General features: G+C 56.6%; 14 protein-coding genes. 2 read left to right on the top strand and 12 right to left on the bottom strand.

The annotated features are described in order from the left end of the window. Positions 1-276: 276 nt before the first annotated feature. Positions 277-1,566, bottom strand: a complete 1,290-nt coding sequence (locus FD34_RS06390) for an adenylosuccinate synthase (RefSeq protein WP_057807883.1) — start codon at positions 1,564-1,566, stop codon at positions 277-279. Between the two features lie 198 nt (positions 1,567-1,764). On the opposite strand from FD34_RS06390, the gene FD34_RS06385 reads away from it, so the two are divergent. Next, positions 1,765-2,739, top strand: a complete 975-nt coding sequence (locus FD34_RS06385; RefSeq protein ID WP_057807881.1) for a GMP reductase — start codon at positions 1,765-1,767, stop codon at positions 2,737-2,739. A gap of 237 nt (positions 2,740-2,976) precedes the next feature. Here FD34_RS06385 and FD34_RS06380 read toward each other — a convergent pair whose 3' ends face one another. From FD34_RS06380 to FD34_RS06370, 3 genes are all read right to left on the bottom strand, one after another. Further along, positions 2,977-3,927 carry an NAD(P)-dependent oxidoreductase gene (locus FD34_RS06380; RefSeq protein ID WP_057807879.1) on the bottom strand — a complete coding sequence of 317 codons (951 nt, stop codon included), beginning with the start codon at positions 3,925-3,927 and terminating at the stop codon, positions 2,977-2,979. 18 nt (positions 3,928-3,945) lie between these two features. Continuing rightward, on the bottom strand, positions 3,946-5,730 hold the full coding sequence (locus FD34_RS06375) for a glycerophosphoryl diester phosphodiesterase membrane domain-containing protein (protein ID WP_057807877.1): 1,785 nt from the start codon (positions 5,728-5,730) through the stop codon (positions 3,946-3,948). A 132-nt stretch (positions 5,731-5,862) separates the two neighbouring features. After that, positions 5,863-6,729, bottom strand: coding sequence for an aldo/keto reductase (locus tag FD34_RS06370; protein WP_057807875.1), 867 nt, complete (start codon positions 6,727-6,729; stop codon positions 5,863-5,865). A gap of 128 nt (positions 6,730-6,857) precedes the next feature. Between FD34_RS06370 and FD34_RS06365 the strand changes: the two genes are divergently transcribed. Continuing rightward, a complete protein-coding gene (locus FD34_RS06365; protein ID WP_057807873.1) occupies positions 6,858-7,577 on the top strand; it encodes a gamma-glutamyl-gamma-aminobutyrate hydrolase family protein in 720 nt (239 codons plus the stop codon). A 31-nt stretch (positions 7,578-7,608) separates the two neighbouring features. On the opposite strand, the gene FD34_RS06360 is transcribed toward FD34_RS06365, so the two are convergent. The 8 genes from FD34_RS06360 to FD34_RS06325 form a co-directional block, all read right to left on the bottom strand. Then, the gene (locus tag FD34_RS06360; RefSeq protein ID WP_057807871.1) at positions 7,609-8,949 is read right to left on the bottom strand and encodes a glutamate--cysteine ligase; all 1,341 of its coding nucleotides are present in this window, start codon (positions 8,947-8,949) and stop codon (positions 7,609-7,611) included. A gap of 193 nt (positions 8,950-9,142) precedes the next feature. After that, positions 9,143-9,808, bottom strand: a complete 666-nt coding sequence (pgmB, locus tag FD34_RS06355) for a beta-phosphoglucomutase (protein WP_057807869.1) — start codon at positions 9,806-9,808, stop codon at positions 9,143-9,145. Positions 9,809-9,827: 19 nt separating this feature from the next. Next, the gene (locus tag FD34_RS06350; RefSeq protein WP_057807867.1) at positions 9,828-12,080 is read right to left on the bottom strand and encodes a glycoside hydrolase family 65 protein; all 2,253 of its coding nucleotides are present in this window, start codon (positions 12,078-12,080) and stop codon (positions 9,828-9,830) included. Between the two features lie 78 nt (positions 12,081-12,158). After that, positions 12,159-13,505: an SLC45 family MFS transporter gene (locus FD34_RS06345; protein WP_057807866.1), complete on the bottom strand. Its 1,347-nt coding sequence runs from the start codon at positions 13,503-13,505 to the stop codon at positions 12,159-12,161. A gap of 213 nt (positions 13,506-13,718) precedes the next feature. Further along, positions 13,719-14,900, bottom strand: a complete 1,182-nt coding sequence (locus FD34_RS06340) for an acetyl-CoA C-acetyltransferase (RefSeq protein ID WP_057807864.1) — start codon at positions 14,898-14,900, stop codon at positions 13,719-13,721. Between the two features lie 135 nt (positions 14,901-15,035). Further along, on the bottom strand, positions 15,036-15,971 hold the full coding sequence (locus FD34_RS06335) for a LacI family DNA-binding transcriptional regulator (protein WP_057807862.1): 936 nt from the start codon (positions 15,969-15,971) through the stop codon (positions 15,036-15,038). Then, positions 15,958-20,175 (bottom strand): helicase-exonuclease AddAB subunit AddA, encoded by a 4,218-nt coding sequence (gene addA / locus FD34_RS06330; RefSeq protein WP_057807860.1) that lies wholly within the window; start codon positions 20,173-20,175, stop codon positions 15,958-15,960. Before addA ends, FD34_RS06335 begins: the two co-directional genes overlap by 14 nt. Continuing rightward, positions 20,175-23,930, bottom strand: a complete 3,756-nt coding sequence (locus FD34_RS06325) for a PD-(D/E)XK nuclease family protein (protein ID WP_057807858.1) — start codon at positions 23,928-23,930, stop codon at positions 20,175-20,177. Before FD34_RS06325 ends, addA begins: the two co-directional genes overlap by 1 nt. Positions 23,931-23,968 lie beyond the last annotated feature (38 nt).

The raw sequence follows: 23,968 nt of genomic DNA, 5'->3' as shown, positions 1-23,968 counted from the left end.
TTAAATCCATTGATAAATCAACGGTTAGATGATTGCCTAATATTAAAATACTAACGAAAATTGTAAGTTAAATATGATTTTCTTTTCATATGTAGTTTGAAAGTTACCTCAAGTGCCATTATTTCAGCATATCCCGCCTATGTACTAACCAATCCCCCCTTAATCACCCATGTCCACATCCTTATTCGGTGATAAGCATACCTAAACAAAAGGGGCACCAAGCAAAACCCTCTCGTCTTGCTCGGTGCCCTCTGGCAGTCAATCAATTATTTAACACTATAGTTCCCACGGGTTCTTGACGATAATCGTCTGGATCCGGTCAGCACCAACGGAAACCGTGGCCAGCGGCGTCTCAGACAATTCACTGACCCGCTTCAGGTAGTTCTGAGCATTAATCGGCAGGTCCTCGAACCTCTTGACTCCGGTGATATCCTCGTCCCAGCCCGGCAGTTCTTCGTAAACGGGCTCGCAGCGGTCCAGTTCCTTCAGGCTGGCTGGGTAGTAGTCAATCTGCTTGCCGTCCAACTTGTAGGAGGTGCAGATTTTGACGGTCTTCAACCCGGTCAGGACGTCCAGCAGGTTCAGACTGAGGCAGGACAGGCCGGAAACGCGCCGGGCGTGACGCATGGCCACACTATCAAACCAGCCGACCCGGCGTGGGCGCCCGGTGACGGTCCCGTACTCGTGACCGGTCTCGCGGATCCGGTCACCGATTTCGTCGGTCAGTTCGGTTGGGAACGGACCGGCTCCGACCCGGGTGGAGTAAGCCTTGCAGATGCCGACGACCGTGTCGATTTTATTCGGGCCAACGCCGACCCCGGTGCAGACACCCCCGGCGATTGGGTTGGAGGCGGTGACGTATGGGTAGGTCCCCTGGTCGACGTCCAACATTACCCCCTGGGCCCCTTCAAAGAGAACCTTCTTGCCCTGGTCAAGAGCGTCATTGACAATCCGGGACGTATCGGTGACGTACTTCTTCAGTTCCTGACCATATTCATAGTAGCTCTCAAAAATATCGTCGAAGCTGATCGGATCAACATGGTAGAGCTTGGTGAAGAGCTCATTCTTCTCGGCCAGGTTACGCTGTAACTTAACCTTGAAGGTGTCCTTTTCGAGTAGGTCACTCATCCGGATCCCGACCCGGGAAACCTTATCCATGTAAGTTGGGCCGATCCCATTCTTGGTGGTCCCGACCTTGTGATCACCCTTGGCCGCCTCCTGGCACTTATCGAGCAGGATGTGGTATGGGAAGGTCACGTGCGAGCGGCTGGAGATCCGCAGACCGGAAATATCAATCCCGTTGTCTTGCAGATAGTGGAGTTCCTTCAGCAGGGCCGGTGGGTTGATGACCACCCCGTTACCGATGACGGCCAGCCTGTCCTTCCCAAAGATCCCGGACGGTACCAACCGCAGGGCGAACTTCTTTCCATCGAAGGCAATGGTGTGACCGGCGTTATTACCACCCTGGGAACGGACAACAACGTCCGCGTCCCGGCTGAGGTAATCGGTCATCTTCCCCTTTCCTTCATCACCCCATTGACTACCAACAATTACAACTGATGACATTTCCTATTCACCTCATCGTTTTATTTCGTAAAAAATGCTTTTACTTCATAATCCTACCGAAAAAGCCCCCCGCCGTCAACAACTTTTCCGAACTATTTTTCGACTACCAGTCAAAATAGTCCACGTTTATGTTGACGTGAGCTGGTGGGAAGTGCATAATAGCTTACGGTAATTTTATGACAAAAAGGAGCAATTCTTGTGCAAACGTTCGATTATGATGATATCCAACTGATTCCTAACAAGTGCATCATCAAGAGCCGCCGGGAAGCTGACACCAGTGTGAAGTTCGGCCCGCGGACCTTCAAGATTCCGGTCGTCCCCGCCAACATGGAGAGTGTCATCAACGAGGACCTGGCTGTCTGGCTGGCGCAGAACGGATACTACTACGTGATGCACCGTTTCGAACCCGCGGACCGGGCCGGCTTTATCAAGCGGATGCACGAGCGTGGGCTCTTCGCCTCGATCTCGGTCGGTATCAAGGACACCGAGTACGACTTCATCGACCAGCTAAAAGCCGAACATTCGGATCCGGAGTACGTCACGATTGATGTTGCCCACGGTCATTCGGATTTTGTCATCAAGATGATCAAATATATCAAGAAGAACCTGCCGAACAGCTTCGTGACGGCCGGCAACGTCGCCACCCCCGAGGCGGTCCGGGACCTGGAAAACTCTGGGGCCGACGCCACTAAGGTCGGGGTGGGTCCCGGTAAGGCCTGCATCACCAAGCTGAAGACCGGCTTCGGGACCGGGGGATGGCAGCTAGCGGCCATCCGCCTCTGCGCCAAGGCCGCCCGCAAGCCAATCATCGCCGATGGGGGAATCCGCCACAACGGCGACATCGCCAAGTCTGTCCGCTTCGGTGCCTCGATGGTTATGATCGGGTCGATGCTAGCCGGTCACCTGGAGTCGCCGGGCCACGTCATCACGATCGACGGCAAGCGCTACAAGCAATACTGGGGCTCGGCCTCCGAGGTGCAAAAGGGGGCCTACCGGAACGTCGAAGGCAAGCAGATGCTGGTCCCGTTCCGCGGGTCAATCAAGGATACCCTCCGCGAGATGGAAGAGGACCTGCAATCCGCCATCTCTTACGCCGGGGGCCGCGACCTGGAGGCTATCCGCAAGGTCGACTATGTGATCGTCAAAAACTCCATTTTGAACGGAGATTATTAGTATGTTCGGGGGCTTGCCCGCGGTGGGCAGGGCCCCTCATAAGCAAAAAAGGCCGTCCAGCCGAAGCCAGACGGTCGGTAAAAGTTGCTAATCCATGATTCTATTATACCGAGCACATACTTGTAAATTGGTTGAAAGAGGCTGAAAAACTGACGCAGCCTGGCATCAAGCTGCTAAAGCATCCGCTTTAGTAGTCGGCAGAATTTAAACCAGCGCCTCTCTTCGGATGGGCGTTTTTTAATTGACCCGGTTGACTACCTGACCATCACGCAGGTAGGAAATCAGGTTGTCGGCCGCCTCCCGGGCAATCGCCAGCCGGGCCTCCCTCGTCCCGGTGCCGGCGTGCGGTGACAGAACCACGTTGTCGAGTTTGGTCAGGGCCATCGGAATCGCCGGCTCGTCGACGAAGACATCGAGGCCGGCCCCGGCAATCTGGCGGTCCCTGAGGGCTACGGCCAGGTCATCCTGGTTAACCAGGGCGCCGCGGGCCGTATTGATCAGGTAGGCGGTGTCTTTCATCTGGGCGAAGACCGCCGCGTTGAAAACACCCTGCGTGCTCGGCAGCGCCGGCGCGTGGAGGGTCAGCACGTCGGCCGTCTTGACCAGGGTAGTAAAGTCAACGTAACGGGCAGCCAGCTCCTGCTCCAGTTGCGGGTCAACCCGGTGCCGGTTGTGATAGATCACCCGCATCCCCAGCATCCGGCCGAAGCGGGCAACTGCCGCCCCGATCCGCCCCATACCGTAGACGCCGAGAGTCTTACCCTGCATACTAGTCCCCATGTTGACTGGCTGGGAGACGTTGACCCACTCCCCTTGCCGCATTGCGTGATCATAGAAGTGGAGGCGGCGCACCGTCGCCAGCATTAGGGTCAGGGCCATCTCCGCGGTCGGTATCCGGACACTGATCGGGCAGTTAGTGACAACGATCCCGCACTCCCTGGCGTAGTCGACGTCGACGTGGTCGTACCCCACCCCAAAGGTCGTGATGATCTTCAGCTTCTTCCCCGCGTCGATCAGTTCCCGATCGGCCCGGGTGCTGGCCAGTAGGAGACCATCGTACTCCCCCAGGTGCTTTAGGATCCAAGCGCGGCTGGCATCCGGCTGGTGGTCGACCGCAAAGTCGCGTTTCAACTCGACCAAGCCCTCATCGGGGACCAAGCCAGCTACCAAAATTTTCAATTTAGACATTTGATTATCCCCTCTCGTTTATGGTTCAAACTCCTGACTGCCCGGGATTACCATGATGTAGTTAAGGATCCGTCGGGCGTAGGACTGCTTGCTCTCGTAGGACTGAATGGCGACGTTGAGCTCACCGAGGTTATTGGTGATGAGGCCGTCGACGTTATCGTACATCTCCTGCATCATCACCGGTCGCTGGTCCACCGTCCAGGCGTAGACGACCTTCTTTTGGAGGTGGGCCAGGTTGATGAAGTCATCCGTCAGGGTTGAATACTCCATTGAGTAGCCGGCTGCCGCCGTATTTGGGTAAGTAAAGTTGTAGGGCTGGATGTAGATGACCGGCAGCCGTGGTGCATCCCGGTGCATTCCCGTGACCACCCGGTAATCCAGGGACTGGGCCTGATCGTGGTGGGACAGGAGAGTGCTGGCGTAGCGGTGACTAAACCGCGCCAGCATGTCCTTGGAGTCGTACGGGGTCGTCTTGATCTCAATCAGAAGCTTCTGGTGGAGGCGGTGGGCCACCCTCAGGTAGTCGTCGAAGCTGGCAAGTTTGGCCCGGTGGCCGTTCTCGTGAGCCGTCAGGCGGGTCAACTGGCGGAGGGTCAGCTGGTGGGGCGCCTTGTTTACCCCGGTCAGATCCTTAAGGTTCTCGTCGTGCATGACGACAAACTGATGGTCCTTGGTCTCGTGAATGTCCATCTCGATGTAATCGGGGTGGAGGCGGTGGGTCTTCTCCATCGCCGGGATCGTATTCTGGACCCCGTTCTCCTCGGCGACCCCCCGGTGTGAAATCGTTACCGGTCGCCTACCCGTTCCGGTGAGGTAAAAACTGGCGCTGATCAGGGTCACGAGGACGATCAGGCTCCCGGCCACGGCCATGGTCCGTTTGACGCCCCGACTGACCGTAAAGGTGGCCGGACTGGTGGCTAGGATATTGCCCAACGGCTGGACCAAGATCTGGATTGTCACCACACCGATCCAAACGGCCAGGCACTCACTACCCAACTGGACCAGGGTCAGGTCGACAACGGCAGTCACCAGGGATAATTTCCCGGGAAATAAATCGAAGAGGAACTGGAGGCCCACCAGCAGGCCGTAGAAGACGACCATAACAACACTGGCAACCAGGCCGATCACCAGGATCCGGGTAAGTAGTGGCCACCACCGCCCGTGACTGGTCTGGCGCCAACTATTGGCCAGGGCCACCCGTGGCCGCTGTTTCTCATAAACCATCAGCGGCAGGGCCAGCAGGTAGCGAACGCCGAGCACGACCACCACCGTGTAGAAGATAATTAGCACCATCAGCAGGAAGGCGTTGCGGGTCATGAAATCCAGGATGAAGGCCGGAATCTGAACCTTTGATAAGAGCGGCGTCCGGAAGACCAGGTCGGCAAAGGGGATCACCAGGACAAAGTAACCCAGCAGGACCAGGAGTGAGGAAGCCCGAAGCTGACGGAGGGATTGCCCACTCTCGGCCAGGAGCCGACGAACGCTGATCGTGCCGTCCTGAATGTCACGCACCCCGAGGAGGATGATGGCAAACTGCCAGTAGATGACCAGTAGGAGGGCCACCAACTCTAGCAATAGGGCCACCACAACCAGGGGGTGCTGGCTGACGATCGTCACGATGTTCTGATAGGAGACGAACGGAATCGCCCCTGCCTGGAGGACGAAGGTGGTCACCAGGCGAAAGCTGGGGATGACCACCAGCTGGATCACCAGGTCCACGCTGACGAAGAGGGTCAGGTAGATCCACCAGTGCTGGTTGAAGTGGCGGGTCCCCTGCCTGATTTCCGATAGGATGTTTTTCATGATCTTGCTTCTTTCCAATAGTCTTTATTGAACATTATACGTGTTTCCCGGGTCGAAAACCGCCGGAAGCGAAAATGACACCGGATAAATCTGCGGGTTTATCCGGTGTCATCTGTTCAAAAACCGTTTACCTTAGAAGTCAACCTCATCGGGGTCCTTGCACTGGCCCCCAAGGTTTGGCAGCTCACTGATCGTCTTCATGTCCTCGTCGCTCAGCTCAAAGTCGAAGATCTGGGTATTCTGCACCATCCGGTCGGGGTGAACAGACTTCGGTAGCGGCAGGACGCCCTGCTGGAGGATCCAGCGTAGGCTGATCTGGGCGGTCGTCTTGCCGTACTTGGCGGCCAGTTTCTCCATCGTTGGGTTAGTCAGGACCTTAGCGCCCTGGCCCCCCAGTGGTCCCCAGGCCTCGACTAGGATATTGTGGGCCTGAAGGTACTTGACCTCCTGGGTGTGTGGCCAGCCGGGGTGGACCTCGATCTGGTCAACCGCGGGAGCCACCTTGGCCGTCTTCATCAGGTCGATGACGTGATGGGGCATGAAGTTACTGAGGCCCAGGGCCCGGATCTTGCCCTCATGGTAGGCATCTTCCATTGCCCGCCAGGTTTCGGCGTTGATCTCGGCAGCCCGGTCGCCGAACTGCTTCTGGTTGGCCGGCCAGTGGATCAGGTAGAGGTCCAGGTAGTCCATCCCCAGCTTCTCCAGGCTCTCATCCAAGGCCTTCTTGGTCGATTCGTAGCCCCGCTCCGTGTTCCAGAGTTTACTCGTGACAAAGAGGCGGTGCCGGTCAATCCCGGAGTCCTTGATCCCCTTACCGACAGCTTCCTCGTTGCCATAGACGGCGGCCGTGTCGATGTGACGGTAGCCGACCTCGATTGCATCGGCAACGGCCTGCTCAGCGACGTCAGCCGGGGTGCGGAAGGTCCCGTAGCCGACGCAGGGGATCGTGACACCATTGTTCAGCCGCAGTGGCGAGTTGATGTTCTTTAATTCTGCCATATGCTCTCACTCCTTTTGATGATAATTCAATTGTATAATCAATCCATAATAATTGCACAGATCATGACTTCTGGCCCGATCTATAGTAAATTATTAAAAACAAATTAGAAAACTAAGGAGGTCATCCTATGCGACCACGAATTGCTATCCCTGCTGACACCCTGACCGAGGCCACCAACATCATTAACGAGCGCAACGCTGCCTTTGCCCCCCGGCCCCTGATCGAGGCGATCGTCAAGTCGGGTGGCCTGCCGGTGATCCTCCCCAGTATTGACCCAGCCTTGGCCGCCGACTACCGTGACCTGTTTGACGGCATAATCTTCGCCGGCGGGGCTGACGTCGACCCGACATTCTTCGGCGAGGAACCCCACCAGGCGTTGGGCCCAACCTACCGCAAGCGGGACCTCTTCGAAATCGCCCTACTCAAGGAGGCCGTCCATGCTGGCAAGGCCATCATGGGGATCTGCCGGGGAATGCAGCTAATCAACATCGCCCTTGGTGGTTCGGTCTACCAGGACCTGTCGGAGGACCCGCGTAAGACCCTCAAACATGCTCAGGCAGCCCCGGGCAACCTGCCCTCCCACCACGTCACCGTTGAAGAGGACAGCCGGATCTTCCAGCTGGTCGGTAGGCGCCCCTACGTTAACTCCCGTCACCACCAGGCCCTTCACGAGATTGCGCCCGCACTCCGGGTCACGGCGATGGCCGACGACCAGGTGCCCGAGGCAGTTGAGTCCTTCGCCAACGACCGCATTCTCGCCGTCCAGTGGCACCCGGAGAATATGTTCAAGCACTATGATTATTCCCAACGGCTCTTTGCAGACCTGATCCAACGGGCAGCCCAATAAAAAAACTGGAGGAACTTTTCCTCCAGTTTTTTTATTTTGCCAAAGCGGCGCGCAACTCGGCGGCGGTGTAGACCCGGCCATCCTCAAATCCCTTGAAGGGCTGGATAGTCTCTAGGGCCGCCTCCTGGTAGCGCTTGGCCCGGCGCAGTGCGTAGGCAGTCAGGGAGCCGTCTTGAACATAGTTGAGTAACTTGGCACTTGGCGTCGTCGCCGGGTTAATGACCCGGTCCTCCAAGTCTTCCAGGATCTCGGCGTACTCCGGCCCTAGCTGGATCTGGTTGGCGTAGCGCTCCAGGTGCTTGATGAGGGCCAAGGCCTTAGTCCGGTAGTGGCAGGCGGCGGTCGGCGATTCCTCAGCCACCACCTCGTTCATCTGGTTGGCCAGGTCGAGCACCGGGTTGACCTCGTCGTCCTTAAGCGCCGGGTGCATGATGAAGTAGGAGGCCAGCAGGCGGATGAAGCGCAGGGTCCCCGTCCGCACCCCCACCGAACTGCTCGGGTCAAGGTCCAGCATCCGTAATTCAAGGTACTCGACCCCGGTCTGTGGTAGCTGCTTGAGGTTCTCGTTCCCCTTAAAGCGGACCGAGTCGTGGAACTCGTAGTCCGAGGTCAAAATGCCCTGCTTGACCCCCTCCTCAATCCGGTCAACGTAGCGCTGGACGTTTGTGTAGTCCCCGGCAAACTTGGTGCCAAAGCCGTGACTGCTCTGACGGATGCTGCGGATGGGATGGGCCAATTCATGGCCGGGCGCGAAGTAGTTCTCTTCGGCGATCGGGCTAGCTCCGAACAGGTAGGTGATGAACCAGCGATAGCGGACGAAGCCCTGGGCAAGGACGGTGTAGATGTGGTTACGGACCGCCACCTCGTCTTTAAACTGGTCACCGCACTTGTCCAGGACCAGCTGGATGACGTGGGAATCGATGCTCAGGTTGATGTGAGCACCGCAGGGCGTACCCTTGGAATAACTATGGCGCTTGGTCCACTCCTTCAGGTAAGCCTCCTTCTTCGGTCCCATCTTGGCAAACCGGAGCTGGGTCTTATCCTTGGGAAGCTTGGGCGGCATCGAGAGCGGCCAGAGGAGTTCACCTGGCGCCAGGGCTGAGCGCAGGGTGTTGTTGATGACGTAAAGGTAGTGCATGGCATCGAGGGCGTGCTTGGCCGACGGGGTGACCATCTCGGCCATCGTCTCCAGGTAATCGTTGGTCAGCCAAGGATTGGTCTTCTCGTCGCCGATGCCGGCAGGATACGGTTCCTGACTGATGTGGCCGGTCTCGTCGACCCGTTGCATCTCGATCTCCAGGCCCATCGTGAAGTCCGAAGTCTTGGCAACCGCCTCGTTGTCAAAGATTAGTTGACCGATCCTGCTAAACATATTAATTCCCCCCCTTAAATGAGATTTTTCTAATAATTAAATAATTTTCTAATAATATACCCTATTGTTGAACGATTAACAAGCTAAAATAGTAAAAAAATACGCCCGCAACATGCCGTCGCGAGCGCATTTTCCTTAAGAAACAAATGACCATTGATTGATCGGTTGTAGTATGAGAGTCATTTGTTATTTGTTACTTGTCCATTTGTTCCTTAATGGCTGCCAATGAAACGTCACCAGTGTGAGCGAACTTTACATCGGCATCCTGCAGTGATGAGCCGAAGCCGATCGACGTTTCGCCGCCCCGGTTGATTGATTCAATCCCGGCCTGGGCGTCTTCCAGCCCAGCAACCTGGTTAGCAGGCAGGTTCATCAGTTTAGCTGCTTCGCTGTAGATCTCCGGGTCTGGCTTACCATGCGTCAGCTTGGCCGGGTCAACGATCCCCTCGAAGTAGTCGGTGATTTGCAGGTACTTGAGAACCTTGGGCGCATTCTTGGAAGCCGAGGCCAGCACAATGTGATAATTGTTAGCCTTCAGTTCATCCAGCAGGGCCTTCATCCCGGGTAGGATGTCGGCCGGCGTCAGGGTCTCAACCAGCTTGATGTAGTTGTCGTTCTTCTCCGTGGCCAGGGCGATCTTCTCATCCTGGCTGTAGTCGTTTTCGTGGCCACCGGCCTTCAGGATCAACTCAAGAGAATCCATCCGGCTGACCCCCTTCAGGCTGTCCGCCAGTTCGGGTGTCCATTCGGTGCCCACCTTGTCAGCGAGCTGGTGCCATGCCTGGCCGTGGAAACGGGCCGTGTCGGCAATCACACCGTCAAGGTCAAAAGCAAAACCTTTAAGATCTTCAAACTTCATTCTCTGTCTGCCCCCGTAATTACTTTAATTCGAGCTTCTTGCCAGCAAGGTCGATGGTGATTGGGTCACCGGATACCAGGTCGATCTTGGTACCGTGCTTATCAACCTTGACCTTCAGGATCCGGCCACGGAACATCTGACGGAACTGATAGGAATCCCACTTCTTTGGCAGGAATGGTGCGTAGTGGAGTTGACCATCACGAACCCGCATGCCAGCGAACCCTTGCACAATATCGAGCCATGAACCAGTCATGGACGTGATGTGCAGACCATCGACGGTATCGTTATTGTAGTTGTCCAGGTCAAGCCGTGCAGACCGTTCGTACATCTCGACGGCCTTGTCCTCGTAGCCGAGGTCAGCCGCGATGATGGAGTAGACGGAAGCGGACAGACTTGATTCGTGAACCGTGTATTGTTCGTAGAAGTCGAAGTTGTGCTTCTTCTGTTCCTTGGTGAAGTCGTCGATGAAGTCCCAGAGGCCCTGGATAACGTCACCCTGCTTGACGTATGGTGACCGCAGGATCTTATCCCATGACCAGTGCTGGTTGATTGGCAGTTGGTCGCTTGGAATGTCGGCAACCGGCTTGAGGTCCTTGTCCATGAAGCCGTCGTTTTCTGGGAAGATGTCGCGTTCCTTGTCGTATGGCAGGTACATGTTGTCCACGATTGCTTGCCATTGCCGCTTTTCATCCTCGGAGACGTTCAGCTTCTTGGCAACCTTGTCGTCAACTTCCTTGAGGATTTCCAGGGTGTACTTCAGGGTCCAACGGCAGAGCAGGTTAGTGTACCAGTCGTTGTTGACGTTGTTGTCGTATTCGTCCGGACCAGTTACGCCGTGAAGCATGTACTTGTTCTTGCTCTGTGAGTAGTGAACCCGGTCAGCCCAGAACCGTGAGACTTCGGTCAGGACTTCGGCACCCTCGTTCAGAACGTAGGACTTGTCGCCGGTGTACTTCGTGTAGAGGTAGATGGCGTAGGCAATGTCCCCGTTACGGTGAATTTCTTCAAAGGTGATTTCCCATTCGTTGTGGCACTCAATCCCGTTGAAGGTAACCATTGGGAACAGTGCCCCCTTGAGGCCTTGTTCCTTGGCGTTGATGAAGGCGCCATCAAGTTGCTTGTAACGATACGTCAGCAAGTTACGAGCGATCTCGGGGTTGGCAACCCCCAGGTAGACTGGGATACAGTAGGCTTCGGTGTCCCAGTAAGTAGCACCACCGTACTTCTCACCGGTGAAGCCCTTTGGTGAAATGTTCAGGCGGTAATCGTTGCCGTAGTAAGTTGAGAAGAGCTGGAAGAGGTTGAAACGAATCCCCTGTTGTGCTTCCTCGTCACCCTCGATTTCAACATCGGACTTGGTCCACCGTTCTGCCCACTCGGAAATATGATCGGCGAGCAGGTCGGTAAAGCTCTGGTCGTCAAGCTTCTCGCTCAGTTCGTCGAGGTGCTTTTCGATGGCTTCTTCAGTGTCGAAGTCCCGGGAAGTAACCGTCAGGCTCCGCTTTTCGAAATTGACTTCCTTACCAGCAGCTACTGTACCTTCAAAGGTGTTGTAGGCCGTCTTGTCGCTGGTGCCGTCGCCGGCGTGGTCGAGGTCGGTCTTGGTGGTCGTCTTCATGCCCACGATGAATTGCGGCGTACCGAAGTCGTTCTTCTTGGTCATGGAGGTCAGTTCGGCGTGTTCATCCTTAGCGCTCTTGTTGAGGACGTTCCAGAATTGTTCATCATAGTTGGAGTCTTCGTTGTAGACGTCGGCGTCGATCATGCTGGTAATTTCAATCTTGGCATCGTCGGTCCCGCGGTTCTTGATGTGGAGGCGTTGGCCAACCAGTTCCTTCTGGGTGGCGCTGACGAACCGTTCGAAGTTAAAGTACATGGTCGTACCACCGATTTCAACGGTGAATTCACGTTCCAGAACCCCACGCTTCATGTCGAGGTCCAGCTTGAAGTCCTTTGGCGTCTGCTTGGCCAGGTCCAGCTGTTCGCCGTTGACCTTAATGACCAGCTTCATGAAGTTGACGGCGTTGATCATCTTACCGAAGTACTTCGGGTAACCGTTCTTCCACCAACCAACACGGGTCTTGTCAGGGAACCATACCCCACCGAGGTAGAGACCCTGCATGTGGTCACCAGAGTAACCTTCTTCAAAGAAGCCCCGCATCCCGAGGTTTTCGTTTGCCAGACTCGTCATGGATTCTTGGAGACGCTTGTCTTCAGGATCCCAAGTCTTGGTAGCAACATGCCATGGAGCAATATCGAATGTCCGTTTCATTGCTTTCTCAATCCTTTCATAGAAATAAGGGTGTATCGACTACGCCCTTATTATAAATCCATTTATCAACTATTTTAATTATTCAGCGTAGGTTTCCTTAATTGAGCCAACGGCCAGAGCACCACAGGCAAGGACGATCCCAGCAACTAAGAACATGTTGACTTGGGAACCACCGAGCAACGGGAAGAGTGCGAAACTGAGCAGGGAGGCAACAATTTGTGGAAGACAGATTGAACCGTTGAACAGGCCCAGGTAAGTACCCATGTGCTTACCAGAGAGGGCGTTCGTAACGATGGTCAGTGGGTAGGTATTCATACCAGCCCAGGCGATCCCGACCAGGATGTAAGATACGATCAGGGCACCTTGTGAGTGGATGAAGAATACTGACAGGAAACCAAAGGCACCGAGCAGCAGACTACCGGCGTAACCAGCCTTGTGGTACTTGTTAGGAACCTTGGCCAGGACGTATGACCATACAACGGCAGCGATTGATTGAACGGCGGCTAAGACACCGTACCAGTTACCAGCGGTCTGGTAGCCGGCGGAAGTCGCATTGGTCGTGTTCCAAACGTTCTTGGCAATCGCACCGGCGGAGTAAGTCCACAGGTATTGGAAGGCGAACCAGCAGAAGAATTGAACCAGGGTAACGGTCCAGAAGGCCTTTGGCGCATGCTTCAGCAGTTCGATCCAGTTACCACCTTCACTGTTATCTTCCTCGGAAATTCCGTGGTACATTGCGTAGGTTGCTGGATCATATTCGTGAACACGGAAGACCGTGAACAGACTGGTGATGATTAGCAGGGCGGCACCAACGTAGAAGGAAATAATAACGGAGTCAGGAACGACACCCTTCTTGGCAATGTTGGCGACTCCAAACCAGGTCAGCAGGAACGGGAAGATAGCGGCCAGAACGGCACCGGTGTTTGACAAGAAACTCTGAATCCCGTATGCGTAACTCTTCTGGTCATCGTTGACCATGTCCCCGACCATCATCTTGAATGGCTGCATGGCCACGTTGGATGACAGGTCCAGGAGGGCAACGGTGATGGCACCAAACCACAGGGCGGCCAGTGAACCATAACCGAAGCCGAAGCTACCGGAGTTCGGCAGCAGCAACATAACAATAACCGCCACAATCATACCTAAGAGCAGGTATGGAAGACGGCGACCACCGAGCTTTGGGGCCCAGGTACGGTCTGAGTAGTAACCAATAATTGGTTGAACAATTAAACCAGCCAGTGGTGGCAGAATGAAGAACCATCCCAGGTTGTTAGGGTCGGCACCAATGGTTTGGAAGATCCGGCTCATTTGTGAACTTTGCAAGGTAAAGGCGGTTTGGACACCCAGGAACCCGAAGTTAATCATCCAAATGGTTGACTTCGAGAGCGCTGGCAGCCCGGCACCGGCGGACTTTTCTTGACTCATTACAAACAACTCCTTAATTCATACAACAATAATTGCTCTCTTGTGAAACACCCTTGTAAGCGCTTCACAACTTTTACGATAATAATATACCAGAATTGTTCTAATTGTGCAACCGTTTGCGCAAAATTAGTGCAACCGTTTGCAGAAAAAATAAAGAAAAAGGCCGTGATGACGGCATTTATCACGGCAAAAAAATTTAATTAATTTTAAAAATTATCCCTGGCGGCGGACCAAAGCAGCAATTCCCATCCCCCCACCGACGCAGAGGGAGGCAATCCCGGTGTGCTGGTCTAGTTCACCCATCTCGTGAACTAGGGTAACCAGGATCCGGGCCCCAGAACAGCCGACCGGGTGACCGAGGGCAATCGCCCCACCGTGCGGGTTGACTTTCGACGGGTCGAGGCCGAGCCAGTCCTGGCAGACCAGGGCCTGGGTGGCGAAGGCCTCATTGACCTCGTAGCAGTCAATATCCGCGTCGGTCAGGTCAGTCGTCTTGAAGAGCCGTTTGATGGCGTAGTAAGGACCGAGGCCCATCACCGCCGGATCAATCCCGACCAGGGAGGCCCCCGCCCACTCGGCCAACGGGGTCAGCCCAAATTCTTCCACCGCGCTGGCCGACGCCAAAGCCACAGCCGCCGCCCCGTCATTAATCCCCGAGGCGTTACCAGCCGTGACGGTCCCGTCCGGCTTAAAGGCCGGCTTTAGTTTGGCCAGGGCAGCCAAGGAGGTGTCGGGGCGCGGCGCCTCGTCCGTAGCGACCACGTGACTGCCGTGGCGGTCGGTGACCGTTACCGGGGTGATCTCCGCAGTAAACACCCCCGCTTGCTGGGCGCGGACCACCTTCTGATGACTGGCCAGGGCGAACTCATCCTGCTGCTGGCGGGTAACATGATAACGCTCGTTGATATTCTCCGCCGTGATCCCCATCGGGTAGTCACCGTAGACGTCCTGGAGGGCATCCTTTTGCATGGCATCGATCAGGGTGCCATGGCCGAAGTGATAGCCGCCCCGGGCCTGTTCGAGGACGTAGGGGGCGTTGGTCATGCTCTCCATTCCCCCAGCAACGATGACCCGGGCTTGGCCAGACTGGATCAGGCTCGCCGCCAGGTTGATACTGGAGAGGCCAGAGGCGCAGACGTCGTTGATCGTAATCGCCGGCACCCCCTGGCCCATTCCCGCGGCCATGGCGGCCTGGCGGGCCGGGTTCTGACCACTGCCAGCCTGAATAACGTTACCCATCAGGACCTGGTCGACTTGGTCGGCGGCCAACCCGGCCTTATTCACCGTGTCCTTGATCACCGTCGCACCAAGCTGGACGGCCGACAGTGACGCCAGGGCCCCGTTGAACTTGCCGATCGGTGTCCGCTGGGCCGCCACAATGTAAACTTTCTCCATGAATTGATTCCCCCATCTCTCAATTATCAACCCAATTAGTGTAGCAATTTACTCGTTATTAGGCAAAAAAAGAGCCCATCGTGGACTCCTTTTTACCGTACAGTTGCGGAGAAGCTTATTTCCCAGCTGCATCGCTTAATCATAAATCCTAAAATCAACCAGCTGGTGGTCCTTGCGGGAGTTGAAGAGCAGCTCAACCGCCGCTCGACCCAGTTCCCGGGGCTGGAGGTCGACCCGCTCGCTCTCGTGCAGTAGCATCCCCATCAGACGGCTGTTGTTGAAGCAAACTGTCGGCAGGTCATAGCGTTGCAGGTCACGGTTCAGGCGACCATAGAGGATATCATCTGCGCAGACAATCCCATCGACCTCAGGATGGTGGTCCAGGAACTGGCTAATGCCCGTGTCCCGACTGGCCGCCCAGGTGAGGGCCGGCAGCCGATGGGCAGTCATGCACTGACGGTAGCCATCGCGGCGGGCCAACTCATAGGTCCAGTTATCACCCGACTCGATGAAGAGCGGATGCCGGGCCCCGTGCCGGGTCAGCAGCTGTTCCGTCGCTACCTGCCCCGCCTTGACATTGTCATTATCGACGAAGCGGTCGTGGTGCTGGGCGGTCGGCCGGCCAATCACCACGAAGTTAAGCCCATTCTTTCGCAGGTAGGCGGTAACCGGATCATTGGCCATCGTGTAGAAGACCAGGAAGTTATGGATCTTAGACTGGGTCACCATCGACTTGACGCTGGCTAAAAGCTCCTGGGGATTTGGTGCGATCGCCACCACCATTTCGTACTGCAGTGGTTTAAGGGCACTGCTGATCCCCCGCATCAGGTCGATGTGGAAGGGATTGGCCGGCGCCGTATCGCTGGTTACTGGAAAGACCAACCCCACCATGTTCGATTCACCCCGCGTCAGGTTCTGGGCGTTGTAGTTGGGCTGGTAGTTCAACTCGCTGGCCACCCGTTTAACCTTCAGCCGGGTCGCCTGGCTGATCCGCGGGTTATCATTGAGCGCCCGGGACGCGGTTGAGACCGATACCCCGGCGCGCTGAGCAATGTCCTTAATGGTTGCCACTCTGCTCACCTCTACCTTGAATTGATACAAACTCATTCAATTCTAACAGGTATAGGCCCATTTGGACAACCGGTCTTGGTTGCATGATGTTCAACGCCTCGGCATACAGGCGGAGCTGACCGCTGTACTTCTGGACGACCTGCTTGACCGCCGCGGTCGTCTGGGTCGGCAGGTGGTCGGTCTTGTAGTCAACCAGGATGATCCCATCGTCGCCAGTCAGGTAACCGTCGATGATCCCGTGAATCAGGACCTGGTCATCGTCGTCGGGGGCGATATCGGCAAACGGTTCGTGGCCGTTCATAATCATCGCAAACGGTTCCTCGCGGTGATAGTTGTCCGGTGCAGCCAGGATCTGCTGACCAACCGCAGTCTTAAAGAAATTCACAATCCCGGGGACGTTAATCTGACTGGCAACGGCCGGGGTTACTAGCCCCTGGCGCTGGAGGTCAGCGATCTCGTCTCTAACCACGTTTGTCGTGACTGGGGCGTCGAGCGGTAACTTCTGGAAGACAAGGTGAGTCGCCGTCCCCACCTGAGTGGCCTTGGGCCGACTAGTGTCCTGCTGGACGAAACTTGGGACCGCAAAGTCAGGGTTGATGTAGATCCCGCTGTGCTGTCGTTTGGCTGCCTGATCATCTAACTGGTCGGAGTCACCCCCGTAGTCGCGCTGACCCAGACGGGGGTCATCGTCCTCGAAGACCCGCTTGACGTCGGTCACCGACTGGTAGGCCGTCGTCACCGTCGCCGTCTGGTGCGGGTACTGGTAGCCGAGCACCTGGGCAAAGTCCACATGATGAGCCGACTGCTTGGTAGGGGCCACTGGGATAGTTGCCGGGGCGTCAGCCGGATTGGCGGTGGCCGTCAGCTTGGCAAGGCCGACCGCGTCATAGGCCCGGACAACAAAGTCCTGGGCTGCTGCGTCCTCGGCCCGGTGGTCGTCGCCGGCCAGGGCACTGGCGGTCAGTTCCACGTCCCCCACTGCCAGGGCCGGAGCGGTGAAGCCGTTGCGGTCATTGGCATAGCGGGCGAGGGCCAGACCGACCCAGTCCATGAACGAGTTGGCATCAAGCCGGGGCTGGGGGCTCAGCACCGTCCCCGGACTCTGGAAGGCTTTCTGCCAGCGGGACCAAGCAAGCGTCAGCCCCTGCTTCTTGGTCTCCTCATTGAAGGAGCCGGTAATGAAGAGCCGCTGTTCTGCCCGGGTCAGGGCCACGTAGAGTACCCGCAGGTCCTCCGCGCGTTCGCTACGACTAATCATGTCGGCAATTACCTGACGCTGCGGGGTATCGTAAACCACCCGGTCGCTATCCAGCCAACGAATCCCGGCCCCGGCCTTGGCGTCCACCACAGCGGGGGTCCGCTTGGCACTGTCGTTGAAACCGTGGGTAGCGTCAACCAGAAAGACGATCGGAAACTGAAGGCCCTTGCTTCCGTGGACGGTCATCACGTTGACCGTGTTAGCCGTCAGCTGGGTGGGGGCCACCCCGAGGTCCTTGTCGTGTTCCTGCATCTTCTCGATGAAGCGGATGAACTGGTAAAGGCCCTTGAAGCTGCTGTCCTCGTAAGCGTGAGCCCGCTGGTAAAGGGCGTGCAGGTTGGCCTGACGTTGCTGGCCACCGCGCATCGCACCCACGTAGTCCAGGTAGCCGGTCCGCTGGTAGATCTGCCAGATCAGGTCGACCAGGGTCTCCTGCTGGGCGGTATGGCGGAACTGATCGAGCTGATCCATCAGGGTTGATACCTTTTCATAGAGTGACCGCTGATGGGCGGCGTCCAGCAGTTCACTGGCGTTCTTGTAGGGCCGCATCTTGTGGTGGTGCTGGTAGCTGTAGGTGAAGGTCTTCAGGGCGGTATAGTAGTCGGCTGCCTGATTCTGTAGGCGAATGAAGGACAGCTCCTGGTTGTCCAAGCCGACGATCGGCGAACGCAGGACCGCCACCAGTGGAATATCCTGGTGGGGATTATCGATCACCTTGAGCAGGGCCAGCATGACCCGGACCTCGGTGGCCTGGAAGTAGCTCTCAACGTCGTGGACGGTCAGGGGAATGTCTAGCCGGCTAAACTGCTCCATCAACGTGTTATTGATCGCCTTAGTCCGCTCCAGAATCACGATGTCGCCGTATTCGACGGGACGCATCCGTTGCTGGTCAGCGTCATAGATCTGGGCGTGGCCCGCGACCAGCTGCTTGATCCGCCGACCAACCATCTGAAACTCACCAACCAGCTTGTCGGTCTCCCGGTGCGGCTTTTCATCGGCAGCGGTGGTCTGCTGGCGGGCGTTGGCATCGTAGAGCATCACCTCGACCGGCTTGGGCTTGTCGGCATCGTCGTAGTAGTGTGCGGCGTACTTGAGCTCCGCATCCTGGTCATAGGCAATCTCCCCAACCGTCGGATCCATCAGCTGCCGGAAGAGCAGGTTGGTGAATGTCGTGATGTTATTCATTGAGCGGAAGTTCTCCCCCAATACGATCGCCGCGCTGTCGGTCGCGTGCTGGTAGCGCTGGTACTTATTGAGGAAAAGCGATGGGTCGGCCTCCCGGAAACGGTAGATTGACTGCTTGACGTCCCCCACCATAAAGAGGTTGTGGGCACTGTCCTTAGCCAGCCGCATCAGGATACTCTCCTGAAGCTGGTTGGTGTCTTGATACTCGTCAATCATGATTGCCTGGTAGTGGTCCTGCAGGTTGGCGACCAGGGCTTGCCAGTCCGTGTCGCCTTCCTGCGGATTAAGGATCTGGTAGGCGTAGTGCTCCAGGTCACTGAACTCGAGGACGTGGCGGTTGAGCTTTGTCTGCTGATACTGGTTCAAGAAGTCCTGGGTAACCACGCTCAACTTACGCAGAATTGCCTGGGCATGCCGTGAGACCGTCCGTAATTGTTCCTCATCATAGATGAAGAAGTGCTCGTTGATCTTCCCCAGCTGGTCCTTGATCCCCTGGTGCGTCGCCTTGATGGCCTCATGGGCGGTGGTCATCTCGGCCGTTGGGTCCTTACCAAGCCGCTTGATGCTGGCAAAGGCCAGGTTGGTGAAGGCTGCCCGCAATGAGTTCCAGGTCACCGGCTTGAAGACGTCGAGTACCACCTGGAGGCGCCGTTGGTCCTGAGTCAATACTCGCTGGGCCGTGGGTAAGTCGACCGCCCGTTTCGTCAGGTCAGCAAACTGCCCTTGTAGTGCCCTAACCCGGGTCACCAACTGGGCATCAGCAAACTCATCTCCCAGGTAATCCTTAACCAACTGCTCCCAATCTTTCTTAAGCTGGTTGCGGTCGTCCTTAAGGGAATTGTAGGTCGTGAGCAAGTCACCATCATCCTTGGGCTTTCCCCGAAATCCAGCAAACTGTACCTGTGCCAATGCGACCCGTACGTCACGGTCCTCACCACCATTGGCCTGGTCAATCAGCTGCTGGAGGCCCGCCTTATCCTGACGAAGGGTTGCAATGTCGTTATCCAGCGCCGCGTCTTCAGCCCGTTGGATGGCCTCGGCCGCATCGCTTTGTAGCTGGCGAAGACGCTCAATTAGGACCGGTTTGAGCCGGCACTGGTAGAAGGCCGATTCTAACACGTCCCCCGTCGCGAGATCATAGCTATCCGGCAGCTGCTGGAGCCAGGCAGCCGGGTCGGCCTGGGCGTTGGCCACATCGTAGAGTTTTAGGACCAGGTCGTCGAGTCCCTGATCGTCCCGGTCGCTTGAGAAGTTGAGGACCAACTGGCGAAAGGACGCCATCCCGTCCTCCTCTTGATCCGCGTCTGCGTAGTAGCGCTCACTGACCGCACTCCAGACCTCCTCCTCGAGCAGCAGCTGTTCCGTCTGGTCGGTCAACATCCGAAACTGGGGATCCAGGTTGATCAGGTAGTAATAACGCTTAATCAACTTCAGGCAAAAGGCATGGATGGTACTGATGTCGGCCGCAGCCAGGCGGTTGATCTGGTTGGCCATCCGATCCCGTACCCCCTTGGGCTGGCTGGGGTCCTGGACAATCTTCTGGAGGGCCGCCCTGATCTTATCCCGCATATTCTTGGCTGCCGCGTCGGTGAAGGTCACCAGCAGCATCCGGTCGATGTCCTGGCCCTCCTGAATCAACTTAATCACCCGGTTGACCAGGACGGCAGTTTTCCCCGAACCAGCCGAGGCCGAGACCAGAATGTTCTTCCCCCGGGTGTCGATTGCTGCTGACTGGGCTTTGGTAGGCTTAAATTCTGCCATTATTGATCCTCCCCATCATCTTTGTTCTGCTCTTCTTGTTTGCGCACGTCATCGAACTTTTCCTTGGCAATCCGGGTATCCAATTCATGGTAGAGACCCTGATCCAGCATGCTGTCAAACTGGTAGATATCCAGGTAGTCCGTGTAGTCTAGTCCCGTCTGCCGGGTGCTGCCGTCGATCAGGCGGTAAGGATTTAGCTTGAGTTGACCGCTGAGGATCTGCTTACCGGCATCAATGATTAGGCGACGGTTGTTATCCCGTAACCACTGGAGCTGCTGGTCATCCGCCAGCAAGGCGCCTTTCCCCGACTTGAGGTTCTTGCGCAAGGGGTAGACCAGGTCAGCGTGCCCCTGCTTGGCAAGGTTAGCTAGGAGGTCACTGTTGTTTAGGATGATGCCCTTGTACCGGTGGGCCTTGAGACGGAGCTCGGTGAGGCGTTGATCCTGGTGAGCCGTGGACCCCTTCAGCAGTTCGGCCGCCGAAATCGTCGGGTTATTTAGGTGGAGGTAGAGGGCCCCCGCAAGGCCAGCCGAGTTCAGCTGAAGCTTATCGAGGTTGACCTCGAGCCCACTGAGGTAGGTCAGTAGTTGAAGGGAAATTCCATAGTAGGCCGCCGTCAGGTCAAAGAGACGATCACCCGACTTGTAATCGACTACGGCGAGGTATCGCTGGTTATCAACGTCAATTTGATCGATCCGATCAATCCGTCCCCGCAGCTGAATGTGCCGGTGGTCGTCGAGTGGGTACTCAAGTGGCGCCCAGTCACTGTCCTGTTGGCCATTGATCTGACCGAACTGGATCTCTGTTTCACGTGGAACAAAGCGAGCATTGGCCGCTTGTTGGCAGAGGGTCGTCAGCATCGTCTTGACAATCGCCGTCAGCTGCTGGTACTGGAAGCGGGGCTGGGCGGATGAGCTAACCAGCCGCAATAACTCAGGTTGGAGCTGGTCGGCCGCATCCAGGGCCCGACTGGTGAATTCCGTCAGAGCAGCCTGATTCCCCGGCTTAGTCAGGTCAGCAAAGGTCAATGAAGAGGCACGAACAAGGTTGACGAATACCTCCATTGCCCGGTGGAAATAGGTCCCGATCCGGTCGGTAGAGAGGGCCAGTTCATCACGCTTTCGCAGACGCAGGCCATACTTCAGGAAGTACTCGTACTGGTTGACGTAGAAGTCCTGGAGCTGAGAAATCGAGGCGTAGAGAACTCGTCCCAGTTCGTCCGCTGCAGTGTGTAGGTAGAGGGCCTGGGCCATTGAGGCCGTAATACGCTTCGTCTGGTTCTGGTAAGCAAAGCCCCGCTGGATAATCGCTAACCGGTTACGGAGTTCTTCATCGTCTTTAGATAGGCGGTTGAGAACCCGGCCGACCTGTCGCCAACTAGCGGTCCACCGTGGTCGTTGACCGATTGCCGTCCCCTGATCATCGGCAAGCTGACGGACCACCTGAACCAGCTGGCTACTGGTAGCCAATGGTGCACTCACGAACGGGCTAGCATCCGCCTGGCCGGCGGGACTGGTGACCAGCGGGATCACTGTCCCTTCGATCTGAAAGTAACGGGCCGCGTCGGTTAGGTATGGCGACGGCTTCAATTCCTTATCGTCCTCACCAAACTGGGGAGCCGAGATGATCAGCCGTTCCCGGGCACTCATGAAGCCCTGGTAATGAAGGAAGGGCTCGTCTTCCAGCTGGTCAACCGCAGTAGCCGGCAGGTATTGGAAATCCTGATCAAGATACTGACTCAGCAGATCCTTGTCACTATCAGTCAACAGACCCTCGTCATCGTGGACCTCCGGCATGACATCGTCGGTAGCCCCGATCATGAAGACGACCCGGTGACCCTGACTCTGGGTAATCCCGGTTTCGGAGATGACCACCTGGTCTAGGGTTGCCGGAATCTGGGAGTACTGGGCCGCCGCAAAACCAGCCTGGAGAATCTCACCGAAATTAGTCAACAGGGTTGCACGGCTGTCGTCCCCCACCTGACGATCACCAAGGATCATGACGTACTCCTCAATGATCTGACAGAAGGTCGCCCAGACCTGCTTAGGCTGCCGAGCCAGATCTAGGTTGCCCTGGTCGGCCTGGTAGTTTTGCCAACTGTTTAGACGGTCGGTCACCCCATTATCGACGAGGAACTGGTAGAGCTTGGTCGCCAGCTCACGGCCCGTCTGAACATTCTTGAGCTCATCGAAAAACGGGATCAGGGTCTGACCGGCAAAGTTACGGATCAGGGCTAGCTGGTCATTAACCTTCTTCTGCCGAGAATGAGCATAGTTGGCTGCCTGGGGATTGGTCCCTTTGACCTGCCAGAGGTCGGCAATCTCCTGGGGATCCTGAGTGATCCAGGCATGTTTACCGGCGATTGCCTGCTTGAGACACCAGTTTTCCGTCGTGAAGACCGCTTCAGCCAGCTTGGCCGCCTCCTCCCCCGCCGGTAGCAGGAGCCAGGTCTTCAGGAGCTGAATGATGTCGGCCGTCTGGTAGCCATAGAGGGGAATCTGCAGGAGGGTGGTCAGCAGGACAACCAGGGGGTGCTTGTCCATCCGCCGTTCATGGTCGTTGAAGGCCGGGATCTGGTGGTTAGCAAAGACCGGGCCAATCATCGTCTGGTAGCCGTCCAGGTGCCGGGTCAGGATCAGGAAGTCCCGGTAGCGGTACTTCCCGGTCGCCACCAGCTGCCGGATCTGGGTAGCCACGTGGTTGAGCTCAGCCAGCCTGTTGGGAACCGATTGGACTTGGATGCTTTGTGGATCGGCCAGTGGCATTCCCGCCGTTAGGTCAATTGGGGCGGCCGCGTAGCGCTGGAAGAAGTGGTCGAACTCCGCCAGGTCCCCACTGACCCGTGGTGTCTGGGCATATTCGACATTATCCACCAACTGGACCTGCTGGGGGTGGGACTGAGCAAACTTCCAGAGACGGTGATACTGCATCGCCGAATTGTAGAAGAGGTCACGTTTCCCCGGCAACTCACTAGGGTTAGGGTGGCGCTGATCGGGGTAGCCACGGTCCAGGGTCAAAGAAACCGTGGTCGTCTGGGCGTTAAGGATGATGGCGTCGACGACCTGCTGCTCCATGGCCGTGAACTGGGTGAACCGGTCGAGAAAAAAGTGCATGTGCCGGCTGGTCGGCTGGGAATAGAGGTACTGGGCGAGTTGCTGGTAGAGGTCATTATTTCCCAGGAAATACTTCTGCATCCGCTCCTCAAAAGCGTGGTAGATCAACTCGACATCGTGCATCTTGGCCAGCCAGGCCGGGTTGCGCCTGACTCGATCATCGGCCTGAGCCTGCTTGAGGATAGCGGAAAAGTCATCGGCAGTAATGTTGGCTCCCTGGAGCTCGGACAACTGTTCGGTCAGCTTCTGGACGAAGCCGGGGTGCTGGATCTCACTGCCGTAAAGACGGAGATCCGCCGCGTGTTCCTGGAGGATCTTGGTCGTCAGCATCGCCGTGCCAACCTTGGAAAGTCGGGTGCGCTTGAAAAGCGGGGTGTCCCGCAGGAGGTACCAGGCCAGCCGGCTAAAGGAAAGTACCTGGATCCGACTGGCGGCAAAGCAATCCTGGCTACCACCGTGATTCAGTCGATCACGCAGGCCGGCGAGCACACTAATTTCTGTCTCAAACTTGATGTGGTTGGGTACGATGTAGAAGAAAGTGTCCGTCTTTGGCGCCGTCCGTAGCTGGTCCGCCAGCTGATCGACCAGCGCCTGCTGGTGGTCGACCGCTGCAGTCCCTAAAACAAAACCCAGGCTCCCCATAAATCATTCATCCTTTCACGTGTGTTATACCTGCATTT

The organism is Limosilactobacillus pontis DSM 8475 (genome assembly GCF_001435345.1).
In the GTDB taxonomy this organism is placed as follows: Bacteria; Bacillota; Bacilli; order Lactobacillales; family Lactobacillaceae; genus Limosilactobacillus; species Limosilactobacillus pontis.
This window is presented reverse-complemented; position numbering and strand designations above follow the sequence as displayed.

Excerpts from the sequence above, each read along its gene's own strand:
- FD34_RS06375 (WP_057807877.1), bottom strand. The coding sequence starts at position 5,730 with ATGAAAAACATCCTATCGGAAATCAGGCAGGGGACCCGCCACTTCAAC.
- FD34_RS06370 (WP_057807875.1), bottom strand. The coding sequence starts at position 6,729 with ATGGCAGAATTAAAGAACATCAACTCGCCACTGCGGCTGAACAATGGT.
- FD34_RS06345 (WP_057807866.1), bottom strand. The coding sequence starts at position 13,505 with ATGAGTCAAGAAAAGTCCGCCGGTGCCGGGCTGCCAGCGCTCTCGAAG.
- FD34_RS06350 (WP_057807867.1), bottom strand. The coding sequence starts at position 12,080 with ATGAAACGGACATTCGATATTGCTCCATGGCATGTTGCTACCAAGACT.
- FD34_RS06360 (WP_057807871.1), bottom strand. The coding sequence starts at position 8,949 with ATGTTTAGCAGGATCGGTCAACTAATCTTTGACAACGAGGCGGTTGCC.
- FD34_RS06325 (WP_057807858.1), bottom strand. The coding sequence starts at position 23,930 with ATGGGGAGCCTGGGTTTTGTTTTAGGGACTGCAGCGGTCGACCACCAG.
- addA (WP_057807860.1), bottom strand. The coding sequence starts at position 20,175 with ATGGCAGAATTTAAGCCTACCAAAGCCCAGTCAGCAGCAATCGACACC.
- FD34_RS06390 (WP_057807883.1), bottom strand. The coding sequence starts at position 1,566 with ATGTCATCAGTTGTAATTGTTGGTAGTCAATGGGGTGATGAAGGAAAG.
- FD34_RS06380 (WP_057807879.1), bottom strand. The coding sequence starts at position 3,927 with ATGTCTAAATTGAAAATTTTGGTAGCTGGCTTGGTCCCCGATGAGGGC.
- pgmB (WP_057807869.1), bottom strand. The coding sequence starts at position 9,808 with ATGAAGTTTGAAGATCTTAAAGGTTTTGCTTTTGACCTTGACGGTGTG.
- FD34_RS06365 (WP_057807873.1), top strand. The coding sequence starts at position 6,858 with ATGCGACCACGAATTGCTATCCCTGCTGACACCCTGACCGAGGCCACC.
- FD34_RS06340 (WP_057807864.1), bottom strand. The coding sequence starts at position 14,900 with ATGGAGAAAGTTTACATTGTGGCGGCCCAGCGGACACCGATCGGCAAG.